20 protein-coding genes are annotated in these 18,908 nt (G+C 46.9%); 14 read left to right on the top strand and 6 right to left on the bottom strand.

Features of this window, described 5'->3' with window-relative positions:
• Nucleotides 1-60: 60 nt before the first annotated feature.
• Entirely contained in the window at nt 61-504 is a 444-nt protein-coding gene (locus tag EJP77_RS04735; protein ID WP_127197993.1) for a GNAT family N-acetyltransferase, read from the top strand.
• 70 nt (nt 505-574) lie between these two features.
• On the top strand, nt 575-814 hold the full coding sequence (locus EJP77_RS04730) for a DUF3892 domain-containing protein (protein WP_127197992.1): 240 nt from the start codon (nt 575-577) through the stop codon (nt 812-814).
• A gap of 120 nt (nt 815-934) precedes the next feature.
• Here EJP77_RS04730 and EJP77_RS04725 read toward each other — a convergent pair whose 3' ends face one another.
• Nucleotides 935-1,669, bottom strand: a complete 735-nt coding sequence (locus EJP77_RS04725; RefSeq protein WP_127197991.1) for an MBL fold metallo-hydrolase — start codon at nt 1,667-1,669, stop codon at nt 935-937.
• Nucleotides 1,670-1,813: 144 nt separating this feature from the next.
• Here EJP77_RS04725 and EJP77_RS04720 point away from each other — a divergent pair, with 144 nt between their 5' ends.
• Nucleotides 1,814-2,371, top strand: a complete 558-nt coding sequence (locus EJP77_RS04720) for a stalk domain-containing protein (protein WP_127197990.1) — start codon at nt 1,814-1,816, stop codon at nt 2,369-2,371.
• A gap of 102 nt (nt 2,372-2,473) precedes the next feature.
• Nucleotides 2,474-2,797, top strand: a complete 324-nt coding sequence (locus tag EJP77_RS04715) for a DUF1292 domain-containing protein (RefSeq protein ID WP_127197989.1) — start codon at nt 2,474-2,476, stop codon at nt 2,795-2,797.
• 130 nt (nt 2,798-2,927) lie between these two features.
• Here the strand turns inward: EJP77_RS04715 and EJP77_RS04710 are convergent, their stop codons facing one another.
• Nucleotides 2,928-4,400: an aminotransferase class I/II-fold pyridoxal phosphate-dependent enzyme gene (locus EJP77_RS04710; RefSeq protein ID WP_127197988.1), complete on the bottom strand. Its 1,473-nt coding sequence runs from the start codon at nt 4,398-4,400 to the stop codon at nt 2,928-2,930.
• 168 nt (nt 4,401-4,568) lie between these two features.
• Between EJP77_RS04710 and EJP77_RS04705 the strand changes: the two genes are divergently transcribed.
• Nucleotides 4,569-5,855: an MFS transporter gene (locus EJP77_RS04705; protein WP_127197987.1), complete on the top strand. Its 1,287-nt coding sequence runs from the start codon at nt 4,569-4,571 to the stop codon at nt 5,853-5,855.
• A 74-nt stretch (nt 5,856-5,929) separates the two neighbouring features.
• On the opposite strand, the gene EJP77_RS04700 is transcribed toward EJP77_RS04705, so the two are convergent.
• Entirely contained in the window at nt 5,930-6,553 is a 624-nt protein-coding gene (locus tag EJP77_RS04700) for a DUF1054 domain-containing protein (RefSeq protein WP_127197986.1), read from the bottom strand.
• 275 nt (nt 6,554-6,828) lie between these two features.
• Between EJP77_RS04700 and EJP77_RS04695 the strand changes: the two genes are divergently transcribed.
• From EJP77_RS04695 to ptsP, 6 genes are all read left to right on the top strand, one after another.
• Complete coding sequence (locus EJP77_RS04695; RefSeq protein WP_127197985.1) at nt 6,829-7,425, top strand: hypothetical protein; 597 nt, start codon at nt 6,829-6,831, stop codon at nt 7,423-7,425.
• A gap of 175 nt (nt 7,426-7,600) precedes the next feature.
• A complete protein-coding gene (gene gndA / locus EJP77_RS04690) occupies nt 7,601-9,007 on the top strand; it encodes an NADP-dependent phosphogluconate dehydrogenase (protein WP_127197984.1) in 1,407 nt (468 codons plus the stop codon).
• Nucleotides 9,008-9,151: 144 nt separating this feature from the next.
• Entirely contained in the window at nt 9,152-9,664 is a 513-nt protein-coding gene (locus EJP77_RS04685) for a shikimate kinase (RefSeq protein WP_281278456.1), read from the top strand.
• A gap of 73 nt (nt 9,665-9,737) precedes the next feature.
• The gene (gene aroA / locus EJP77_RS04680; protein ID WP_127197983.1) at nt 9,738-11,033 is read left to right on the top strand and encodes a 3-phosphoshikimate 1-carboxyvinyltransferase; all 1,296 of its coding nucleotides are present in this window, start codon (nt 9,738-9,740) and stop codon (nt 11,031-11,033) included.
• A gap of 43 nt (nt 11,034-11,076) precedes the next feature.
• Nucleotides 11,077-11,508 carry a CoA-binding protein gene (locus EJP77_RS04675; protein WP_127197982.1) on the top strand — a complete coding sequence of 144 codons (432 nt, stop codon included), beginning with the start codon at nt 11,077-11,079 and terminating at the stop codon, nt 11,506-11,508.
• Between the two features lie 153 nt (nt 11,509-11,661).
• A complete protein-coding gene (ptsP, locus tag EJP77_RS04670) occupies nt 11,662-13,422 on the top strand; it encodes a phosphoenolpyruvate--protein phosphotransferase (RefSeq protein WP_127197981.1) in 1,761 nt (586 codons plus the stop codon).
• A 72-nt stretch (nt 13,423-13,494) separates the two neighbouring features.
• Here ptsP and EJP77_RS04665 read toward each other — a convergent pair whose 3' ends face one another.
• A complete protein-coding gene (locus EJP77_RS04665; protein ID WP_127197980.1) occupies nt 13,495-14,022 on the bottom strand; it encodes a type 1 glutamine amidotransferase domain-containing protein in 528 nt (175 codons plus the stop codon).
• A 147-nt stretch (nt 14,023-14,169) separates the two neighbouring features.
• Here EJP77_RS04665 and EJP77_RS04660 point away from each other — a divergent pair, with 147 nt between their 5' ends.
• The 3 genes from EJP77_RS04660 to EJP77_RS04650 all read left to right on the top strand — a co-directional run bounded on the left by EJP77_RS04660 (nt 14,170) and on the right by EJP77_RS04650 (nt 16,855).
• Entirely contained in the window at nt 14,170-14,607 is a 438-nt protein-coding gene (locus EJP77_RS04660; RefSeq protein WP_127197979.1) for a hypothetical protein, read from the top strand.
• Nucleotides 14,608-15,048: 441 nt separating this feature from the next.
• Nucleotides 15,049-16,065, top strand: coding sequence for a catabolite control protein A (ccpA, locus tag EJP77_RS04655; protein WP_127197978.1), 1,017 nt, complete (start codon nt 15,049-15,051; stop codon nt 16,063-16,065).
• Nucleotides 16,066-16,153: 88 nt separating this feature from the next.
• Nucleotides 16,154-16,855 (top strand): 5'-methylthioadenosine/adenosylhomocysteine nucleosidase, encoded by a 702-nt coding sequence (locus EJP77_RS04650; protein ID WP_127197977.1) that lies wholly within the window; start codon nt 16,154-16,156, stop codon nt 16,853-16,855.
• A gap of 21 nt (nt 16,856-16,876) precedes the next feature.
• Here EJP77_RS04650 and EJP77_RS04645 read toward each other — a convergent pair whose 3' ends face one another.
• Together EJP77_RS04645 and EJP77_RS04640 are read right to left on the bottom strand one after the other, a co-directional pair.
• The gene (locus EJP77_RS04645; RefSeq protein ID WP_127197976.1) at nt 16,877-18,055 is read right to left on the bottom strand and encodes an acetoin utilization protein AcuC; all 1,179 of its coding nucleotides are present in this window, start codon (nt 18,053-18,055) and stop codon (nt 16,877-16,879) included.
• Between the two features lie 29 nt (nt 18,056-18,084).
• The gene (locus EJP77_RS04640) at nt 18,085-18,717 is read right to left on the bottom strand and encodes a GNAT family N-acetyltransferase (RefSeq protein ID WP_127197975.1); all 633 of its coding nucleotides are present in this window, start codon (nt 18,715-18,717) and stop codon (nt 18,085-18,087) included.
• Nucleotides 18,718-18,908: the final 191 nt, after the last annotated feature.

Below are 18,908 nucleotides of genomic sequence, written 5' to 3'. Positions count from 1 at the left end.
TCCCTGATTTTTTGTTATAATGATGCAGCTTGAGAATTTCATACTAGAAGAGGTGACGTCTTGGCTGCCATCATTATACCGGTACATACCGAAGAGCAGTTGAATCAGGGTTTGGATATCCGGAAGGAAGTATTTGTACAGGAACAGCAGGTTCCAGTGGATCTTGAAATAGATGAGTTCGATGTCATTGGCCCCGACTCTCATCATGTTCTGATTGAGCTACATGGACGATATGCGGCCACGGGCCGAATTACTTATTACAAAGACAATGCTGCCAAAATTCAGCGGGTTGCGGTCCGTAAGGAGTTTCGATCTCATGGCATTGGACGGGTTCTGATGCTCGCCCTTGAGCAAATGGCGAGAGATCTTGGCTTTGAGAAGGCCGTTCTCGACGGCCAGTGCCAGGCTGAAGGTTTCTATACCAAGCTTGGGTACAAGGTTGTCTCAGAAGAGCCTTTTTACGATGCGGGGATTCTACACGTACGAATGGAGAAGAAATTGTAATATTCCAGAGAGCTTTGGGTAAAGCTACCTTCTACTAGGTTCAAATAACTATGGAAGGGGCTAACCACTTATGCCTGAAACAAACCGAGAAGTGTTCGTAGCCGTTCAGAAGAATGGAGATGGGGACCTGTCCGCATTTAAAACTTCGTCTGGACGTGTCCTCTCTTACGAGGAAGCGCTGAAAGAAGTACAAGCCGGTTCTATTGCTGGCGTTAACGCCTTTAAAGGCAGAGATGAGGAGACCTATCTGCGGGGCGATGCGGATGGGGATCCGACCAACAATCTGGATGCACTGCCTACATTTGAATAACACGATATGCATAACGAAGAGGCTATCCTATCCCGGATAGCCTCTTTTTAAGTTCGAAATTATGGACAATTCGCTGGCAAAGCCTTCAAATAACCGTTAACGAACGAACTTCGTACCAGGTCACAGGTCATAAATTTCATGCTGGCGGAGGAACTCCATTTCCGCTGTCTTGCCCTGGAACTGTTCCATTTCATCCCCATAGTGCATGAGACTGATTTGAGAGCGGATTGCGGGTGGCAGAGACAGAAGTTCATCGAGTGTGGTATGTACAAAGCCTTCACCGGTCAGTTGTACTTCATGATATATTCTGCGGCAGCCTCGTTCTCTTACCAACTCCTGTAACAAAGCCGGTTGGAACTTCATATCGGCACTGTAGAATATTTCACCGTTCAGGTAAAGTGAGTAACTCTTCTTACCTTCAATATGAGGAGTCTGGATAATCTCGACTTGAAGGGAATCGTCAATGCGTGTCACTTGGCCTTCCCGCAGCAGTCTGACTTCGAAAGCATCCTCCAGGCGTTCGATTCCATCCTGGCCAAGTCCTCCCTTTAGCGTATGCTCCCACAGCGGCTGAACGAGCTGCTCTGAAATGTAGAGAACAGGCCTTTGCTGATATATGTATTTCATTTGGAAGGCGAACTCCTCCAAGCCCCCAACATGATCCGCATGAATATGGGTAATCAGTACAGCATCGATATCCGCCCAAGTCTTACCAAGCTGATATAAGGAAGTAGGTGCCGTTACTCCGCAATCAATAAGCAGAGTCTGGTGTTCAGTATACAGCAGTGCGTTATTGTTGAAATATCTCTTGGCAAAGGCTCCTCCCGTGCCAAGCATTTGTATTCGAAGACCCATGAACTCACTCCTTTGTTCTTATCTCCTCCATACTTTAACATGGCTTGGCCTGCTTAGACAAAATACAGTAACGCAGCACCGCAACTAGAATGAAATTTCTAAGTATAAACTTATAACACCAGGATATAAAGGAGGGTATTAAGGATGAAGTGGAAGAGAGTAGCTGCGCTTGTCGTGGCATTTTCCCTCTTGAGTAGTTCGTTGATATATGCCGATGCGGCGGTGCAGAAGATTCGATTAATCATTAACGGTCAGGAAATAGATGATGGAGGGTATATGGCAGACGGAAGAGCCTATGTACCTGTACGTGAATTGAACGGTTTAGTTGAGTATGATGATGCGACCAAGAGAGTAACTTTTACTCAGCCTAACGTAGACCTCTTTCTCTTCAAAGGAGACACACCCTTTGGGAAGGTTAGTGTGGGTAAGCTTAAATTTAATGTTTTTTGCCAGGTAGATAGCCTCAAAGGCGATGTAAGCTCAGTTAAAGTTACTATTAAGGGACCTGATGGTTCCGAGAAATCAATTCAGTCCCAGGATCTTGGTAAAGAACAAAAGGATAATTTCTGGTTCAGGACCAATGATTATACTTATGATTTCAAGAGTGCTGGTAAATATACGATTAATTTTTATCTAAAACCTAGCAAGAGCAGGGACTATGATCTGGTTAGTGAGAAGGTCATAAATGCAATTGGCAACTAGGAATTAAGAAGCATATCCCAAATTGACCTAAATGATTGGAAATGTTACGATACGAGGGTATGCGACAGTAATTAACAAATTAACCCGAAGTGAGGTATTTCAATGAGCGATCACAAACATGAGCATGATGAGGCTTGCGGCTGCGGACACGATCACGACCATGATCATGAACACGAGGAGTTCGTGCTCACGTTGACAGACGAGAACGGCCAGGATGTGGAAATGGTTCTGGTTGAAACTTTCGATGTTAGTGAGAAGGTCTATGCTCTTCTGCTTGAACGTAACAATCCGGAAGCTGATGGCATTATTCTCCGTCTAGAAGAAGAAGACGATAAGATGGTGCTCTACAATATCGAAGATGAAGAAGAATGGCGTCTTGTTGAAGAAGCTTACAACGAAATAGTTTCTGCACAGGAAGAATCTTAAATTGTACTGTAAGCATTGAGCCCCCTAATGGGGGCTTTTTTGATTCTGGCCAGATGATTTTTTACTAATAAAATACAAAAAAAGGCCAAACTTGAAATCGTCTGGCCTGCACGTTATCCTCTTAATGTACCTAAAATATGGGATCTGCCTCAACAATAACTTTAACTTGATGGATATTGCGATCCTCAGGACCCTTAACTGGTAGTCCAACATCGACGTGTTCGACAATGTAATCAATGTTCTCCTGCGAGATCACCTCTCCTGGAAGCAGGATGGGGATACCCGGCGGGTAGACATAGATAAATTCCGCGATGATCCGCCCTGCGGATTCCTTGAAAGGAATAACTTCTGTATCCGCATAGAAGGCGTCACGCGGAATCAGGGAGAGCTGAGGGATCTCTGGTGTTTTTACAACCAGCTCATTGGCGGTGTTCACCGAGTACTCAGCAGCCAGCTTACGAAGTGCTACAAGAAGAGTATCTACGGTATCCTGCGTATCGCCAGGAGTTATGAAACACAGAATGTTGTACATATCACTAAGCTCAACTTCGATGTTGTAATGTTCCCGAAGCCAATTTTCCGTCTCGTATCCAGTAATTCCGAGGTGTCTAACATGAATCGTAATCTTGGTAGGATCATGAGCGTAGGTTGCTTCACCGCCAAGAATTTCTTTGCCGAAGCAGTAGAGTCCTTCAATCTTGTTGACTTCCGTTCTAGCGTAATCAGCCAGCTTCAGGGTCTCTTCAATCATCTGTCTGCCGTTCAGCATCATGTTCCGCCGTGCGGTGTCCAGAGACGCGAGAAGGATGTAAGAAGTCGAAGTTGTCGTCAGCATACTGATGATCGTCTGAACCCGCTGAGGATTCACATAGCCGTTCTTCACGTTCAGATTCAGAACGGAGCTCTGGGTCATGGACCCTCCCAGCTTGTGTACGCTGGTTGCAGCCATATCGGCACCGGCCGCCATGGCGGAGATGGGAAGCTCGTCATGGAAATGAATATGAACCCCATGAGCCTCATCGACCAGCACAGGCACATGGAAGCTATGGGCCAGCTCTACGATCTCCTCGAGATGTGCACTTACTCCGAAATAAGTGGGATTGATGACAAGAACGGCTTTCGCATCCGGATGACGCTTGAGGGCTCTACGGACGGAAGAGGTAGTGATGCCATGACTGATTCCCAAATTCTCGTCTAGAGCAGGGGAGACGAAGACCGGCTTCGCTCCGGCGAAAATAATCGCGGACATGATGGATTTGTGAATATTACGCGGAACAATGATCTTGTCGCCTGGGGAACAAATGGACATGATCATCGTCATAATGGCACCGCTTGTCCCTTGTACAGAGAAATAAGTATAGTCTGCGCCAAAGGCATCGGCCGCTAACTTCTGGGCTTCTTCGATAACCCCTGTAGGTTGATGAAGATCGTCGAGTGGCGCAATGTTGATAAGATCTATAGAGAACGCATTATCGCCAATAAATTCACGGAATTCAGAATCCACTCCAGCCCCTTTTTTATGACCGGGGATATGGAATTGAACGGGATTGCTAGCCGCATGTTTCTTCAGAGCCGTAAAAAGCGGCGTACGGTTATGATCCATGTTGAGCCGTCACTGCCTTTCTTGTGTAATATATAAACAAGCTTGAGTATAGCAAATAGAGACGGGAATGCAAGCTTCGATTATAGAGTGGTCGGTGTAAATTTGGATCTAAATGGGACAAAATAGATAGAGAGCGGATGTTTGGGAAGGTAGGACAAGGAGGTAAGTATGGAACTTACAAAAGCAAAAGGTGTCTCCAAAAGGCTAATTACCCCGGTTTTCATTTATTTATGGATTATCATGTTCTTGGTTGAATTTGTTAAAGGCGCCCTACTTGTTACCATTCTCCCCGTATATATGGGCGATGTACTCCATCTGACCACCTTTGCAATTGGTTTATCTATTTCTATGCAGTACATTGGGGATAACTTGTTCAGGAGCCCTTCAGGCTGGCTGATAGAACGGATTGGGTTCAGGATGACGATGGCTATTGGACTTACATTGACCTTTATTGCCGTTGGCATCATCGCCGTGACTTCAAATACGGGTCTTATAGTTCTGGCTTGTGCTCTGCTTGGGATGGGAACCGCACCGCTCTGGCCCTGTATTATGATGGGGGTATCAGCAGTGAGCGGGGAGAACAATAACTTTGCTACGGCAATGGGGATTATTCAGATGTCCAGTCTGGGCGGGGCCGGTGCCGGCCCGATTGTCATTAATTTTTTTGTGGGAGACGGCTCTTACCAGAAGGTATTCTGGATTCTGCTGGGCTGTATGGCGCTTGTACTGGCTGTATCTCTCCTGCTGCCGGGTAAGAATACAACCAAACTAGTGGATCCTCATGTGCTCCATCCTGAGGGGGAGAGCAAGCTTATGACAGGAGGAGTTAGGCAGTTGGGAGGTAATCTTCGAAGAACGATTGCCGAGATCAAGAAGAATCTCAATGTAAGCTGGATGCTGTATCCCGCTTTATTTCTTCAATCCTTTGCGATCGGGCTTCTGACGCCGGTCATAACGCTCTATGTTCGAACCGTGCTGCACTTAACCCCGGCGAGCTATAGTGCACTTATGGTGGTGGGGGGCGGGATTACGGTCATCGGTCTTATTCCGATCGGTAAGCTCGCTGACCGTCATGGTACGAAATGGTTCTTGCATATCGGGTTCCTGCTTGCCGCTGTATCGATCGCGTTGTTCGCTATTAACCGATCGATCCCCATGCTGTGGGTGCTTGTCGCCATGATTGGGATAAGCTATGCATTTATCCTGCCTACTTGGGATACCATGATCTCTCATATGCTTCCTTCCGGAGAGAAGGGGGCGATCTGGGGATTGTTCCTTACGATTCAAGGATCAGGAATGGTGTTTGGCCCCATGGTGTCGGGGAAACTATGGGATTTGTTCGGTCCCGGCTCTCCCTTTATGGCGAGTGCGATCGTTATGGGAATCATGTTCATTCTTCATCTTGCCTTGTCACGCCAGCATACGTATAGTCAGCTGGATACGAAGCAGTCCTAATCCATGCAGCATAAACAGGGGTGTCCCAGGTCCATAGACCATTTTGGGACACCCCTGTTTGTATTAGACATTATCTAGAAAGAGGCTTTATAAAGAGGAAGGAGCTTCTCGAATGTATCTTCGATCTTCGCAATGAGCTTGTCCCCATCGCGGAGAATAGGGTCGTCCTGTTCAATCCGTAGACCGCATAATATTTCGGATTTCTTGACTGAGCTCAGCTTACCCGCCATGGCTTTGAAGTCGCTGGCTGCCAGTTCCTTATGAAGCTTACCGCCCGGATCCATATGGTCCATCGACCAATAAAATTCATCCGGAACATTTTTTTTCAAGCTGGACGCGTGTTTTTCCAGATATTTGGCGAGAATGAGTTTATTGGGGCTTTCGTATATAACGGCAAAAATAATGAACAGATGGGAGGCGAACATCCCTACCTGGAAATGCGGAAGGGCTTTATAGCCGCGTTTGCTGCTTCCCCAAGCCACCCAGCTGTCATGCGGTGGATTTATGGTTCTCCGTGCATGCTTGGCTACATGCGGGAAGATTTCTTCTCCGCAAAGCGCGGATAGGTAAGGGCTAATCAGTCCGCCAAGTTCATCTAATTTTGGCCGTAGAACTTTAATTAAAGTCTCCATACGTGGTTCCAGTCCCGGAACAGTGAAGACGTCGAAATCTTGTTTGGTAAAGCCGGTAAAAGTCATGAGCAGTGCCCCCTGATTATGTATTGATTTGTGCTCACACTACAGACCAACAAATGTGCAGCAGCTTGATTATATCAAAATCCTACAAAATTTGCGTCACGACCTAAACTTTGCGGGTAAAAATAATCAAATAATCCAAGTTACCGTTACATAAGATAAAGTATAAGATAATGTAAACTGTAACCAGGACGATTGTATTTTCAAGCGTTTCATGCCCTGCAGAGTCTATGCTTTCGGAACAGTTTTGCTCAGCAAAACTTGAAGGAGGGAGTCCCATGAACAAAAGTTACGAAGTAGAATATTGCAATCTCGAATTACGATTTGAACGGGTTCATATTCAGCAGCTGATCCGGGATTTAATTCAGGATGGATACTCGCTGTATTGGAGTGAGAGTGACTCCATCTTTATTGTCTCCGTCCGAACAGGCCGTAAGCTGACCAAGCTCCGCTTCCAGAGGGTACACCAAAGCTACAAACTGGTAGGGGATTATATCATTAAGGATGCGAAGCTTGCAGAGTGGCTGGAGAAATTAATCGGCGATTTGCGGGGGCATGCGGTGGTTAAGCGCTTTAAGGATCGGCAGATTCTGATCGAGAATATCTTGTTTGGCGAAGTCATCCGCCTGGTTGAGGTATCCGGAGTGCAGCAGCGGGTTCTTTACCAGAAAGGCGTGGATCCAAGCTTTGAAAAGATGACGTATATGTATAACTCACTTTCTGCTGAGCATGAGATTGAGTGCCTTCAAGGCGAGGTAGATGCAGAGCTTGAGAGGTTATTTGAAGCACTGAAGTCCGGCGATGAGAAGGCGGCCGATACCAGTAAAGAAAAGCTGAAGAAGCTTCGCCGTAATCTGATGGAGCTTGAATGGTGATCAGCTGTGAAATAAATATGAAGTGACCGAAGCACCTCAAAACATATTGATTTGGGGTGCTTTGTGCGTATGCTGCTTTGACACGTTAAAGCACTCGGGGGTTCACTTCTTTCCTCAAAAGCATTAAAATGATATTATTGTCATAAAATATAGTCTGCAAAGGATGGAGAACCTGATGTCAAAACAACAGATAGGCGTCATCGGTCTTGCGGTGATGGGTAAGAATTTGGCACTGAATATTGAGAGCAGAGGCTTTACTGTATCTGTATTTAACCGTTCCCCTCAGAAGACACACGAGTTGCTCGAGAATGAAGCCAAAGGCAAGAATCTATTCGGCACTTTCTCGATTGAAGAATTCGTGGAATCTTTGGAAACTCCACGCAAAATTCTAATTATGGTACAAGCTGGTGCAGCTACAGATGCAACGATTGAGCAATTGGTCCCACACCTGGATCAAGGAGACATCATTATTGATGGAGGTAACGCATACTTCCCGGATACCCAGCGTCGCAGTAAAGACCTTGAAGCTAAAGGCTTCCGGTTCATCGGAACAGGGGTATCAGGCGGCGAAGAAGGCGCTCTGAACGGACCTGCGATTATGCCAGGTGGACAAGAAAGTGCTTATGAACTGGTTAAGCCGATCCTTACGGCGATTTCTGCCAAAGTTGACGGTGACCCTTGCTGTACATACATCGGACCAGACGGTGCCGGACATTATGTGAAAATGGTTCACAACGGTATCGAGTATGGTGACATGCAGCTGATTGGTGAAGCTTATCACTTGCTTAAGGATACGCTGAACCTTGATGCTAAGGAACTTCATGAAATTTTCACAGAATGGAACAAAGGTGAACTCGACAGCTATCTGATCGAGATCACAGCGGATATCTTCTCCCAGTATGATGAAGAGACCGGCAAGCCAATGGTAGACGTGATTCTTGATGCAGCTGGTCAAAAGGGTACAGGGAAATGGACAAGCCAAAGCGCCCTGGATCTTGGTGTGCCGCTGTCCATGATCACCGAATCCGTATTCTCCCGTTTCTTGTCTGCAATGAAAGAAGAGCGTGTAGCAGCAAGCAAAATCCTTAGCGGACCAGCTAAGTCCTTTGAAGGGGACAAGCAGGAATTCATCGAGAACGTACGTAAGGCATTGTTCGCAAGTAAGATTGTCTCTTACGCACAGGGCTTTGCTCAAATGCGTGCCGCTTCTGACGAATACGGCTGGGATTTGAAATATGGCAATATTGCGATGATCTTCCGCGGCGGCTGTATTATCCGTTCCCAGTTCCTGCAGAACATCAAGGATGCTTATGACCGTGATCCTGCACTGAAGAACCTGCTGCTTGATTCTTACTTTAAGCAAATTGTTGAATCTTATCAGGGTGCATGGCGCCAAGTTATCTCTACAGCAGTTGCTAACGGGGTTCCGGTACCAGGCTTCTCTTCCGCACTGTCCTATTATGACAGCTACCGGACCGAGAGACTGCCAGCGAACCTGCTTCAGGCACAGCGCGATTACTTCGGAGCTCACACCTTCAAGCGTGTGGACAAAGAAGGCGTATTCCACCATCAGTGGTTCTAATCTAACCTTAATATCTGAGGGGCACCCCGGTTTGGCTTATTGCCTGACGGGGTGTCTTTTTGCTTCATGAATAATGTGTTATGATATGACAAAGTTATTTTTTTGAGAGTATTTGGAGTAGGAAGACATAAAGTAGGTGACACGTTGAAAGGGCCGAAAGACAACATTGTTTTAATTGGAATGATGGGTACAGGTAAATCAACCGTCGGTACACTCCTGGCGGCGGAGACCGGACATGAACTCGTGGATCTGGATCTTGAGATTCAGCGCAAGGCTGGCAGTACGATCCCTGATATTTTTGCTAACAAGGGAGAAGCCTTTTTCCGGGAAATGGAGAACGCTGTCCTGCGTGAGGTTCTTCAGCGGGATCGTGTTATTGTGGCTACAGGCGGTGGATGTGTGCTGAAAGCCGAGAACTGCAAGGAAATGGCTGCAAATGGCTGGGTCGTATCTTTGAAAGCCGACGCAGAGAGCATCATCAGCCGGGTAGGTGACGACCCGAATCGGCCTTTATTAGCCGGTGGAGTACGTGAACGGGTAATGCGACTGCTGGATGAGCGCAAAGGCGCATACGATTTTGCACATTGTACAGTGGATACAACGGGCAAATCAGCAGCTGACGTGGCTTCAGAGATTTTAATGCATTACCGCGTTTAAGCTTCGTCCTGTGAATTGATGGTGAGACTTTTTATGTCAGAAGGCAGCATAAATATACAAAAGGAGAGTACATATGGATATTATTGTTAGACCCACGCCTCAGCTAAAAGGGGAAATTCAAGCACTTTCTTCAAAAAATTATACGACCCGGTATTTGCTGGTAGCTGCGCTTGCAGAAGGCACCAGTACGATTTATTACCCGGCACATAGTGAAGACAGTGATGCCATGCGGCGGTGTATCGCCGATTTGGGGGCTGTCATTGAGGAAGACGACGAGAAGATTGTGATCAAGGGCTTCGGTTCCAAGCCGAAGGATGTCAAAGAGCTTAATGTAGGCAACGCCGGAGCGGTGCTTCGTTTCCTTATGGCTGTAACTGCACTATGTCCTGATGTTACCTTCGTTAATACTTATCCGGATTCACTCGGCAAACGCCCTCATGATGACCTCATTGATTCCCTTACCCAAATGGGTGTGAATGTGGAGCATAATGAAGGACGCCTTCCAATCCGTATTCAGGGAGGATCACCTAAGGGCGGTAAGATCAAGGTATCGGGAGAGGTTAGCTCCCAATATCTCAGCGCCCTGCTCTTCCTTACCCCTTTGCTTGCGGAAGACAGTGAGATAGAAGTGCTTGGGGATTTGAAATCCAAAGTAGTTGTTGGACAGACGCTGGAAGTGTTGGAGCAGGCGGGTATCCGGATTGAAGCTTCCGAGGATTATGTTCACTTTAAAGTGCCAGGACGCCAATCCTACCAAGCTAAGACTTATCAGGTACAAGGCGATTATCCGGGATCCGCAGCCATTCTGGCAGCCGCAGCAGTGACAGAGTCTGATGTTACCGTGAAAGGTCTGGTGGAGCACAGCAAGCAGGGTGAACGGGCGGTAGTCGATGTGCTTAAGATGATGAACGTCCCTTTAACACATCAGAATGGTATTGTTCATATCCAGGGAACCGGTAAGCTGAAGGCTGTCGAATTCGACGGGGACGCGGCTACGGATGCGGTCCTGGCCATGGTCGCCGCGGCTGTATTTGCTGAAGGAACCTCAAGATTCTATAATGTGGAGAATCTTCGTTATAAAGAATGCGACCGTATTACGGATTATTTGACCGAACTGCGGAAGGCCGGGGCTCATGTCGAGGAACGACAAGCTGAAATTATTGTTCATGGTCGTCCTGAAGGCGTTGAGGGCGGTGTAGAGATTAATGCCCATTACGATCACAGGGTGATCATGGCACTCACAATTGTTGGTTTACGGTCTCAGAAGCCGGTGACCATTAAGGATGCGCATCATGTGGCCAAGTCTTATCCACAGTTCTTTGATCACATCTCTGCACTTGGTGCTTCTGTAGAATGGCTGAAGTCCTAATATTTATTTAAAAGTTTGCATATTGAGATGGGAGGGGTTTGGTATGGCATTTGAGAATCCGAGCCGTCAAGAAATAAAAGCTATTCTGGAATCGGCTGGAAATATCGCTATTGTTGGGTTGTCGGACAAAACGGACCGGACTTCCTACATGATTGCCCATGCGCTTCAGCTTAGAGGATACCGGATTATTCCTGTTAATCCCATGATAACTGAAGACATTCTGGGAGATAAGACCTATGCTAGGCTCAAGGATATCCCTGAGCCTGTGGACATCGTGAATGTATTCCGCCGGAGTGAGTACACCCCGGAAGTGGCGCAGGAAGCTGTAGCAATTGGTGCCAAAGTGTTATGGCTGCAGCTCGGGGTATTCAGTGAAGAAGCCAACCAAATTGCATCCGGGAACGGGCTTAAAGTTATTATGGACCGGTGCATTAAAGTAGAGGATGCGGTAACTTCACCTGTCCGCAGCCGATAATCTGCGGAAATATGATTTATATCTGACAGGGCACTCAGCTTGAGTGCCTTTGTTATTTGAGCTTTTTCCTTTGACAAATGTTTGGGTGGGTGTATACCATATCTATATAGAGAGAGGATATCCTATGAGAAGTAGGAATTGAAGGGGGCTCATATGATACAAGGTATCGGTGCTTCGACTGGAGTTGCCATCGGAAGAGCGTTCGTTCTGCCTTCTTGGGAATGGGACGTGCCAGATCGGAGAATGGAGAACATCGATCTCACCAAGGAATTTGATCGTTTGTATGAAGGAATCAGGACCTCCAAGAATGAGATTGAAATTATCAAGAACGAGATCAAGGAAATGGTGGGTTCAGAGGAATCGGGTATTTTTGATGCCCATATCGCCATTTTAGAAGATCCCGTCTTTATGAGTGAGATCCAGGGGATCATTGAACGACAATACAAGGCTGCCGAAGTTGCCGTAAAGGAAGCCATCGATCATTTCGTCACGATGTTTGATTTGCTGGACGATGAATATATGAAAGAGCGTGCTCTTGACATAAAAGATGTAGGCAATCGGCTTCTCAAGCACCTGCTAGGGACGCCCGACATTACCCTACCTGCGGATACACAGCCTTACATCCTTGTAGCCAAAGAGTTATCCCCCTCACAGCTTGTACACCTAAATCCCAGCAATGTGCTTGGAATGGTCACGATGCTTGGGGGAAAGACCTCCCATTCGGCAATCATGGCCAGGGCGCTTGGTATTCCTCTTGTCTCTGGCTTGGAGAATAAGTTGACTGTCCCAATTCAAACCGGGGATCTGCTGATTGTAGACGGTGATGAAGGCTGCCTGTTCCTGGATCCGGATGAAAGGCTGGTGAACAAGTACTCCCAGCTTGCAGAACGGCTCCGCAAACGCAAGGAGCAGCTGCAGCAGCTGGCTTCGGTGGCCGCGGTCACGATCGACGGTGTTCAGCTGAGATTAGCAGGCAACATCAGCTCGATCAAGGACTGTGAGATCGCGTTGAAGCATGGCGCGGAAGGAGTAGGTTTGTTCCGGACCGAATTTCTGTATATGAACCGCAGTACGTTCCCGACAGAGGATGAACAGTTTGATGTTTATCGTCAGGTTGCAGAGAAGTCAGGGAATCATGCTGTTGTGATCAGAACCCTGGACATAGGGGGAGATAAGGAGCTCGAGTATTTCTCCATCCCCGAGGAGGAGAATCCTGTGCTTGGATATCGAGGAATTCGAATTAGCCTGGATTGCCCGGAATTGTTCAAAACCCAGCTTACCGCTATTCTGAGAGCCAGTGCCTATGGCCGGATGAAAATTTTATTTCCCATGATTTCATCGGTAGAGGAAGTTATTGAAGCCAAACAGATCCTCCGGGAAGCGATGCACGAACTGGATCTCAAGGGAATCACTTATGACGCTGAGATTCCTGTGGGAATTATGATTGAAGTTCCAGCTGCTGCAGCTATTGCTGATTTGCTTGCTGAAGAAGTTGACTTCTTCAGTATCGGAACGAATGATCTGGTTCAGTATGTTCTCGCTGTGGACCGGATGAATGAGCAAATTGCAGAGATGTACCATCCCTATCACCCAGCTATTTTACGTATGCTTCGCACTACTGTCAGAGCGGCCCATGCGGCCGGGATTACGGTCAGTGTTTGCGGAGAAATGGCAGGGGATGAACGGTCCGTTCCGTTATGGCTGTACTTGGGGATTCATGATTTAAGTATGTCCCCCCAATCCTTGCTGCGGGTAAAGCATAAAATTCTCGGGAGTAAGGCGACCGAGGGAAAAGCCGTAGGGGAGCAATGCTACAAGCTTCGGACCAGTGCAGAAATTGAAGCTCTTCTGGAACAGAATTCCATGAGTGAAGTGTTGAGATCAGAAGAAGAGCAAAGGTGTCCGCTTAATTAAGTGCATCATCTGAGCATTCTACATGTTTAAATAACAAAACCGCTGCGATTAACTCGTCAGCGGTTTTGTACTCTATTTGGCTGCTGCCAGTGCATCGCAGAAAGCAGCTCCATATGGCGGAAGATCGGGAGGGCGGCGGGCGGAGATGATATGGCCATCCGTAACTACCGGTTCATCCTTCCAGATAGCTCCGGCATTCTCCATATCGTCGCGAATTCCTGGTGTTGAGGTAACTGTAACTCCATTCAGAATCTTGGCGGAAATCAGTACCCAGCCTGCATGGCAAATTTGCCCGATGGGCTTCTTGGCTTCGTTCATTTCGCGGACGAGCTGCAGCACCTTTGGATACCGGCGAAGCTTGTCCGGCGCCCAGCCGCCAGGAACTAGAATACCATCATAATTCTGGCTTTCCACCTCTTCGTAAGCAATTTCAGCTTCCGCGGGAACGCCATACTTGCCAATGTATTTTTTGCCTTTCTCGGCACCGACGAGGTGAACCTCAGCCCCTTCCTCGCGAACGCGATATACCGGGTACCAGAGTTCTAAATCCTCAAATTCTTCATCCACTAAAGCGATGACTCTTTTTCCAGTTAGTCTCATATCTAACGCCTCCAGTCGAATTTGAGCATTGACGAAATGCTTTTTCAGTTATTTAATTGTATCAAAAACCAAAACTTTTTACACATCACTTACGTTAGTTAGATTAAGGCACAAAATATTGAAACAGAATGCAGATGAGGTGATGATGTGCGCAAGTCATGTGATTGCGGACAAGCGATGAGCCTGGATTTCAGAAAAGTCATTTTTGAAGGGCGAATTGAAATTGAAAATGTACCCATATTACAATGTGAATCCTGTTCGACTTATGAAGTTCTTCCTGAAGTGAAGCCGCATGTTCTATCCCTGCTTGGGGAGTGGAAGCAGATCGAAGGAAGCCGGGTGATTCATTTCAATGAGATGAATGAGGTGGCGAATCTTCTGTACGATGCGATATATGCAGCCCCTATATCCGCTTCAATCGAACACATATTGGAACAAAAAAAAGAAGATAGAATCAATCTTCTCCTCGATATCTATGGATATGCCAAAGAACAAGAAGACAGCATGTGGATGCAAGACATCACTCAGCGGCTATCTCAACTTACACTGTTTCACACTGCTCGACAAGTTTCCAGAATAAAATGATTTTTTTCACCCCTTTTCAGCAGAATTTTCACGATTATTGGATTTTTTTCGCGTTTTTTGCTAAAATACATAGAGCAAGAGGAAACGGAAATGGAATTCAAAGCGTGTGAGAAGCTGAATATATGGTGATGGCCTTGCCCAGAATAACTGATGAAATGAGTGTTATCCTCAGGGGAAGGCCGTCCTGGCATATCTCCCATTCCAGTATTGCCTCAGTTGCTTTTTAGGAAGCATAAGTGTAGAAATCGCGTTATCGATTGCACAAAATAGCGTTTTATCGTATCATAAATTTAATTCATATTATAGAGTAACTAAAGTCAACAGCCCAAATTAACTATTTTACATTACTTTGTGAATACCGCTGCTGATTTTTAGTTCGTTCGGATACATCGACATCTACAGAATCAGAATGAAAAATTTATTGGCAATGGAGAGAAGAATGTGACGGTTACCATTTATGATGTGGCACGTGAAGCTGGCGTCTCGATGGCCACGGTGTCCCGGGTTGTTAACAACAATCCGAATGTGAAGCCTCAGACCCGGAAGAAAGTATACGAAGCGATAGAACGACTCGGATATCGTCCAAATGCTGTGGCAAGAGGCCTAGCCAGCAAGAAGACTACGACGGTTGGTGTCGTAATTCCTGATATTTCAAACTCGATATTTGCAGAAATTGCGCGGGGTATCGAAGACATAGCGAACATGTATCACTATAACATTATTTTATGTAATGCAGATAAGAAGAAAGAGAAGGAGATCCGTGTTATTAACACGCTGCTTGAGAAGCAGGTGGATGGCCTTCTGTTCATGGGCGGCACAGTGACGGAGGAACATGTACAAGCTTTCCAAACGTCCTCAGTTCCCATTGTCTTGTGTGCTACTAGCGACGAGAATGGAGTTATTCCTTCTGTAGATATTGATCACGAGGCTGCTGCCTTTGATGCCGTGAATACCTTAATCCGTCATGGGCACCGGGAAATCGCCATGATTAGTGGAACACTACAGGATCCGGCCAACGGTTATGCGAGATTCCAGGGTTACAAGAAAGCGCTTGAATCTGCAGGAATCCCATACCAGGAAGATCTTGTGAGAATAGGGAATTATCGTTACGAGTCCGGTGTAGAAGCCATGAAGTATTTCCTTGGTCTTAAGAAACGTCCAACCGCTGTATTCTCGGCTACTGATGAGATGGCGATCGGGGCAATACATAGCATTCAGGACGAAGGACTTAAAGTACCGGACGATTTCTCTGTAATCAGTGTAGACAACATTCGTATGGCATCGATGGTACGTCCTCAGCTCACCACCGTTGCTCAACCGATGTATGACCTTGGAGCCGTAGCGATGCGCTTACTGACCAAGCTTATGAAGAAAGAGAATGTGGAGAATCCCCGTGTGATTCTGCCTCACGAGACGATTTTGCGTTTATCCGTGAACCATTTAGAGGACAAGAATTAATAAAGAGATATATACAATATATGAAAAAGGTTATCGAAGAAGAAGCTCCTGTGCAGGGAGCTTCTTTTTGGGAAAGGAGCTTTATTATATGACAACATTAGGATTGCTTGGAGCTATGGATGAGGAAATAGCCCTGCTGCTTGCTGATATGGAAAGTAAGGAGACTCTTCTTCACAGTGGAATTACTTTTACTAAAGGCATTTTGTACGGGAAAGAGGTCGTTGTCTGTAAATCGGGTGTAGGTAAAGTCAATGCGGCTGTCACTACTCAAGTCCTGATTGATCGTTTTGAGGTAAGTGCGATCCTGTTCACCGGGGTAGCTGGAGCAGCGGATCCTGAGCTGAACATCGGGGACATTGTAATTTCCTCCTCCTGTCAGCAGCATGATATGGATGTCACAGCCTTAGGTTTTCCTAAAGGTGTTATCCCATTTCAAGAGGTATCAGACTTCCCGGCGGACCGCACTCTTGTAAAGCTCGCTGAAGCCGCATGCGGCAGAATATGTAAGGATCATAAGTTTATCGTGGGAAGAGTTCTCTCTGGAGATCAGTTTGTTGCCGATCACGCGGTGGTGAAATCACTGAATGATACTTTAGGCGGAGCATGCGTGGAGATGGAAGGGGCAGCCGTGGCCCAGGTGAGCCACTTAAATAACGTTCCTTATGTAGTCTTGAGGTCAATGTCCGATAAGGCGGACGGAACCGCGAACGTCAACTTTGCTGAGTTCACGGTGGAGGCGTCCCGCCGCTCTTATGAAATCTTGAGGGATATATTAGAACATTGGAATTAATTCTGAGCCGTGTAGTAATCCTTAAGGAATATCTTGAAGTGCAACCGCGAGGGTCTCGCGGTTTTTTGCTATAATCTCATCTCTTCTGGGAATGGCTTCCCAGCGGCTCAGGTTATCCAGCCACTCAGACGGAAGCGTGACGGGGGCCTGTGGCTGCCATCTTTTAATCCATTCGTCTGGAAGAGTACTCAGCGGTTGGGTCTTCAGCTTCTTTTTCAGTGGATGATCGCTCATCTCAAGCCAAAGCAGACTCCAGGCCCGCGGGACCACCTTCCAGATGTCATATCCGCCTCCACCAACGGCAACCCATTTGCCCCCACAGTAAGTATGAGCCAATTCGTGGATCAGTTCAGGCATCAGCTTATAAATATTCATGCTGCAGTGCATATGAGATAGGGGGTCCATGGCGTGCGCGTCGCACCCATGCTGACTGATAATCAGATCAGGCTTGAAATAAGCAGCAACGCGGCGGATAGACTCTGCAAAACATTCCATCCAGGAGTCATCCTCGGTATAGGGCTCGAGCGGTATGTTCACTGCATAACCATAACCCAGATGCTCCCCGCGTTCGTTCACGAACCCAGTTCCCGGAAAGAGGTATTTTCCTGTCTCGTGAATGGAATAGGTGCAGACCTCAGGGTCTGAGTAGAAGCTCCACTGCACCCCATCTCCATGGTGAACATCAGTATCGATGTATAGAATCCTGGCTTGATATTTCTCCCTAGCATAAGAGATGGCTACTGCGGCGTCATTATACACACAGAATCCGGCAGCTTTCGCTAATAGGGCGTGGTGAAGTCCACCTCCCAGATGCAGAGCATGTGTGACTGAGCCCGACATGACGGCTTCTACAGCCGTTAGGGTCCCTCCGGCTATATAGGATGAAGCTTCATGCATTCCCGCAAAGTACGGCGTATCCTCATCAAGCAGCCCGTACTGTTCAGCTCGAGACAACCATTCCGCAGCAGGGTCTTTTACACTAAGCGCCTGAACGGCCTTGATATATTCGAGACTATGTACGCGAAGAAGATCCTCTTCGTCAGCTTGTCGGGAGGAGAGCTTGGCTTCCTCGGGCAGAGCGCCTGCGAATGACAATAGGTCAATAGTGAGCTGTAGTCGAATGGGATGGAAAGGGTGGCTGTCATGGAAATGATAACTTAAATCTTTGTCATGATGGACAAACCTTGCTGTTCCAGACATGGCTGAGCAATCCCCCTATCTTCTCCAAATTAATACATGAACCGCTGTTGAAATCTGATCTGATCAAATCGTTCTTTGGATTCGAGTGGCACATTCTTGCCAATACGCACCATCAGGCAGTTAGCAGGATGAGAGCAAATCTCGGGATCGTCGGTTGCGTACCATACCATATCTACAGTCTGCATCAACCGTTCCATCATTTTGCGATAGGCCCATACATCTAGCCCGCTCGTCTTCAAATCCCAATGCCAGTAATATTCGGTCGTAAATACGATATAATTCTCCATCTGGGTATCTTCAAAAGCCGTTCGGATCATGGCGCTTCCAAGGCCGAGTGAACGGTATTCATTAGCTACTTCAATCGCACCGAGTTCTATAAGATCGGGCATCTCACCCTGAGACCAGCGTTCCATTTCGTCTGGGTAATGGAAAGTAACATATCCGACAATGAGGTCTCCCTCGCGCGCTATAATCATACGTCCTTCAGGAAGGCCAGCAATTTCAACCAAGGCAGCATGCTGCTCTTCCGGTTTGCGGAAGGCGTCGAGTTCCGGATGCATACGGAGCCGTTGGAGTATATCAGGGGATACAGGTCCTTCCACCGTAATTTCCGTTGATGGATGAGACAGGATATGGGCGTGGTACATTTTAGGATGTTCCATCGTCGCTCTCCTTTCCTCTTTCCTCTCACTTATAGCAGAAAAATGGTAAATTGAAAAGTGTAGCCGCTTTCTTTTGCCTATGATATAATACCTTTTGACATAAATTCTTCACATTTCCAAACTTTACTTCGTGCGTGTTAAAAGCCACATGAGACATTTATCGACAGCATTCGTGTAAGCGCTGTCTAAGA

This window comes from Paenibacillus zeisoli (assembly GCF_003994465.1).
In the GTDB taxonomy this organism is placed as follows: Bacteria; Bacillota; Bacilli; order Paenibacillales; family Paenibacillaceae; genus Fontibacillus; species Fontibacillus zeisoli.
Note: the sequence above shows the minus strand (reverse complement) of the source record. Positions and strands in the feature narration are given on the sequence as shown.

What these genes read in the sequence shown, in the direction of transcription:
- EJP77_RS04720 (WP_127197990.1), top strand. Translation starts at nt 1,814, where the DNA reads ATGAAGTGGAAGAGAGTAGCTGCGCTTGTCGTGGCATTTTCCCTCTTG.
- EJP77_RS04715 (WP_127197989.1), top strand. Translation starts at nt 2,474, where the DNA reads ATGAGCGATCACAAACATGAGCATGATGAGGCTTGCGGCTGCGGACAC.
- ptsP (WP_127197981.1), top strand. Translation starts at nt 11,662, where the DNA reads ATGATACAAGGTATCGGTGCTTCGACTGGAGTTGCCATCGGAAGAGCG.
- EJP77_RS04665 (WP_127197980.1), bottom strand. Translation starts at nt 14,022, where the DNA reads ATGAGACTAACTGGAAAAAGAGTCATCGCTTTAGTGGATGAAGAATTT.
- EJP77_RS04730 (WP_127197992.1), top strand. Translation starts at nt 575, where the DNA reads ATGCCTGAAACAAACCGAGAAGTGTTCGTAGCCGTTCAGAAGAATGGA.
- EJP77_RS04695 (WP_127197985.1), top strand. Translation starts at nt 6,829, where the DNA reads ATGAACAAAAGTTACGAAGTAGAATATTGCAATCTCGAATTACGATTT.
- EJP77_RS04700 (WP_127197986.1), bottom strand. Translation starts at nt 6,553, where the DNA reads ATGACTTTTACCGGCTTTACCAAACAAGATTTCGACGTCTTCACTGTT.
- EJP77_RS04640 (WP_127197975.1), bottom strand. Translation starts at nt 18,717, where the DNA reads ATGGAACATCCTAAAATGTACCACGCCCATATCCTGTCTCATCCATCA.
- EJP77_RS04705 (WP_127197987.1), top strand. Translation starts at nt 4,569, where the DNA reads ATGGAACTTACAAAAGCAAAAGGTGTCTCCAAAAGGCTAATTACCCCG.
- gndA (WP_127197984.1), top strand. Translation starts at nt 7,601, where the DNA reads ATGTCAAAACAACAGATAGGCGTCATCGGTCTTGCGGTGATGGGTAAG.
- EJP77_RS04725 (WP_127197991.1), bottom strand. Translation starts at nt 1,669, where the DNA reads ATGGGTCTTCGAATACAAATGCTTGGCACGGGAGGAGCCTTTGCCAAG.
- aroA (WP_127197983.1), top strand. Translation starts at nt 9,738, where the DNA reads ATGGATATTATTGTTAGACCCACGCCTCAGCTAAAAGGGGAAATTCAA.
- EJP77_RS04650 (WP_127197977.1), top strand. Translation starts at nt 16,154, where the DNA reads ATGACAACATTAGGATTGCTTGGAGCTATGGATGAGGAAATAGCCCTG.
- EJP77_RS04675 (WP_127197982.1), top strand. Translation starts at nt 11,077, where the DNA reads ATGGCATTTGAGAATCCGAGCCGTCAAGAAATAAAAGCTATTCTGGAA.
- EJP77_RS04710 (WP_127197988.1), bottom strand. Translation starts at nt 4,400, where the DNA reads ATGGATCATAACCGTACGCCGCTTTTTACGGCTCTGAAGAAACATGCG.
- EJP77_RS04645 (WP_127197976.1), bottom strand. Translation starts at nt 18,055, where the DNA reads ATGTCTGGAACAGCAAGGTTTGTCCATCATGACAAAGATTTAAGTTAT.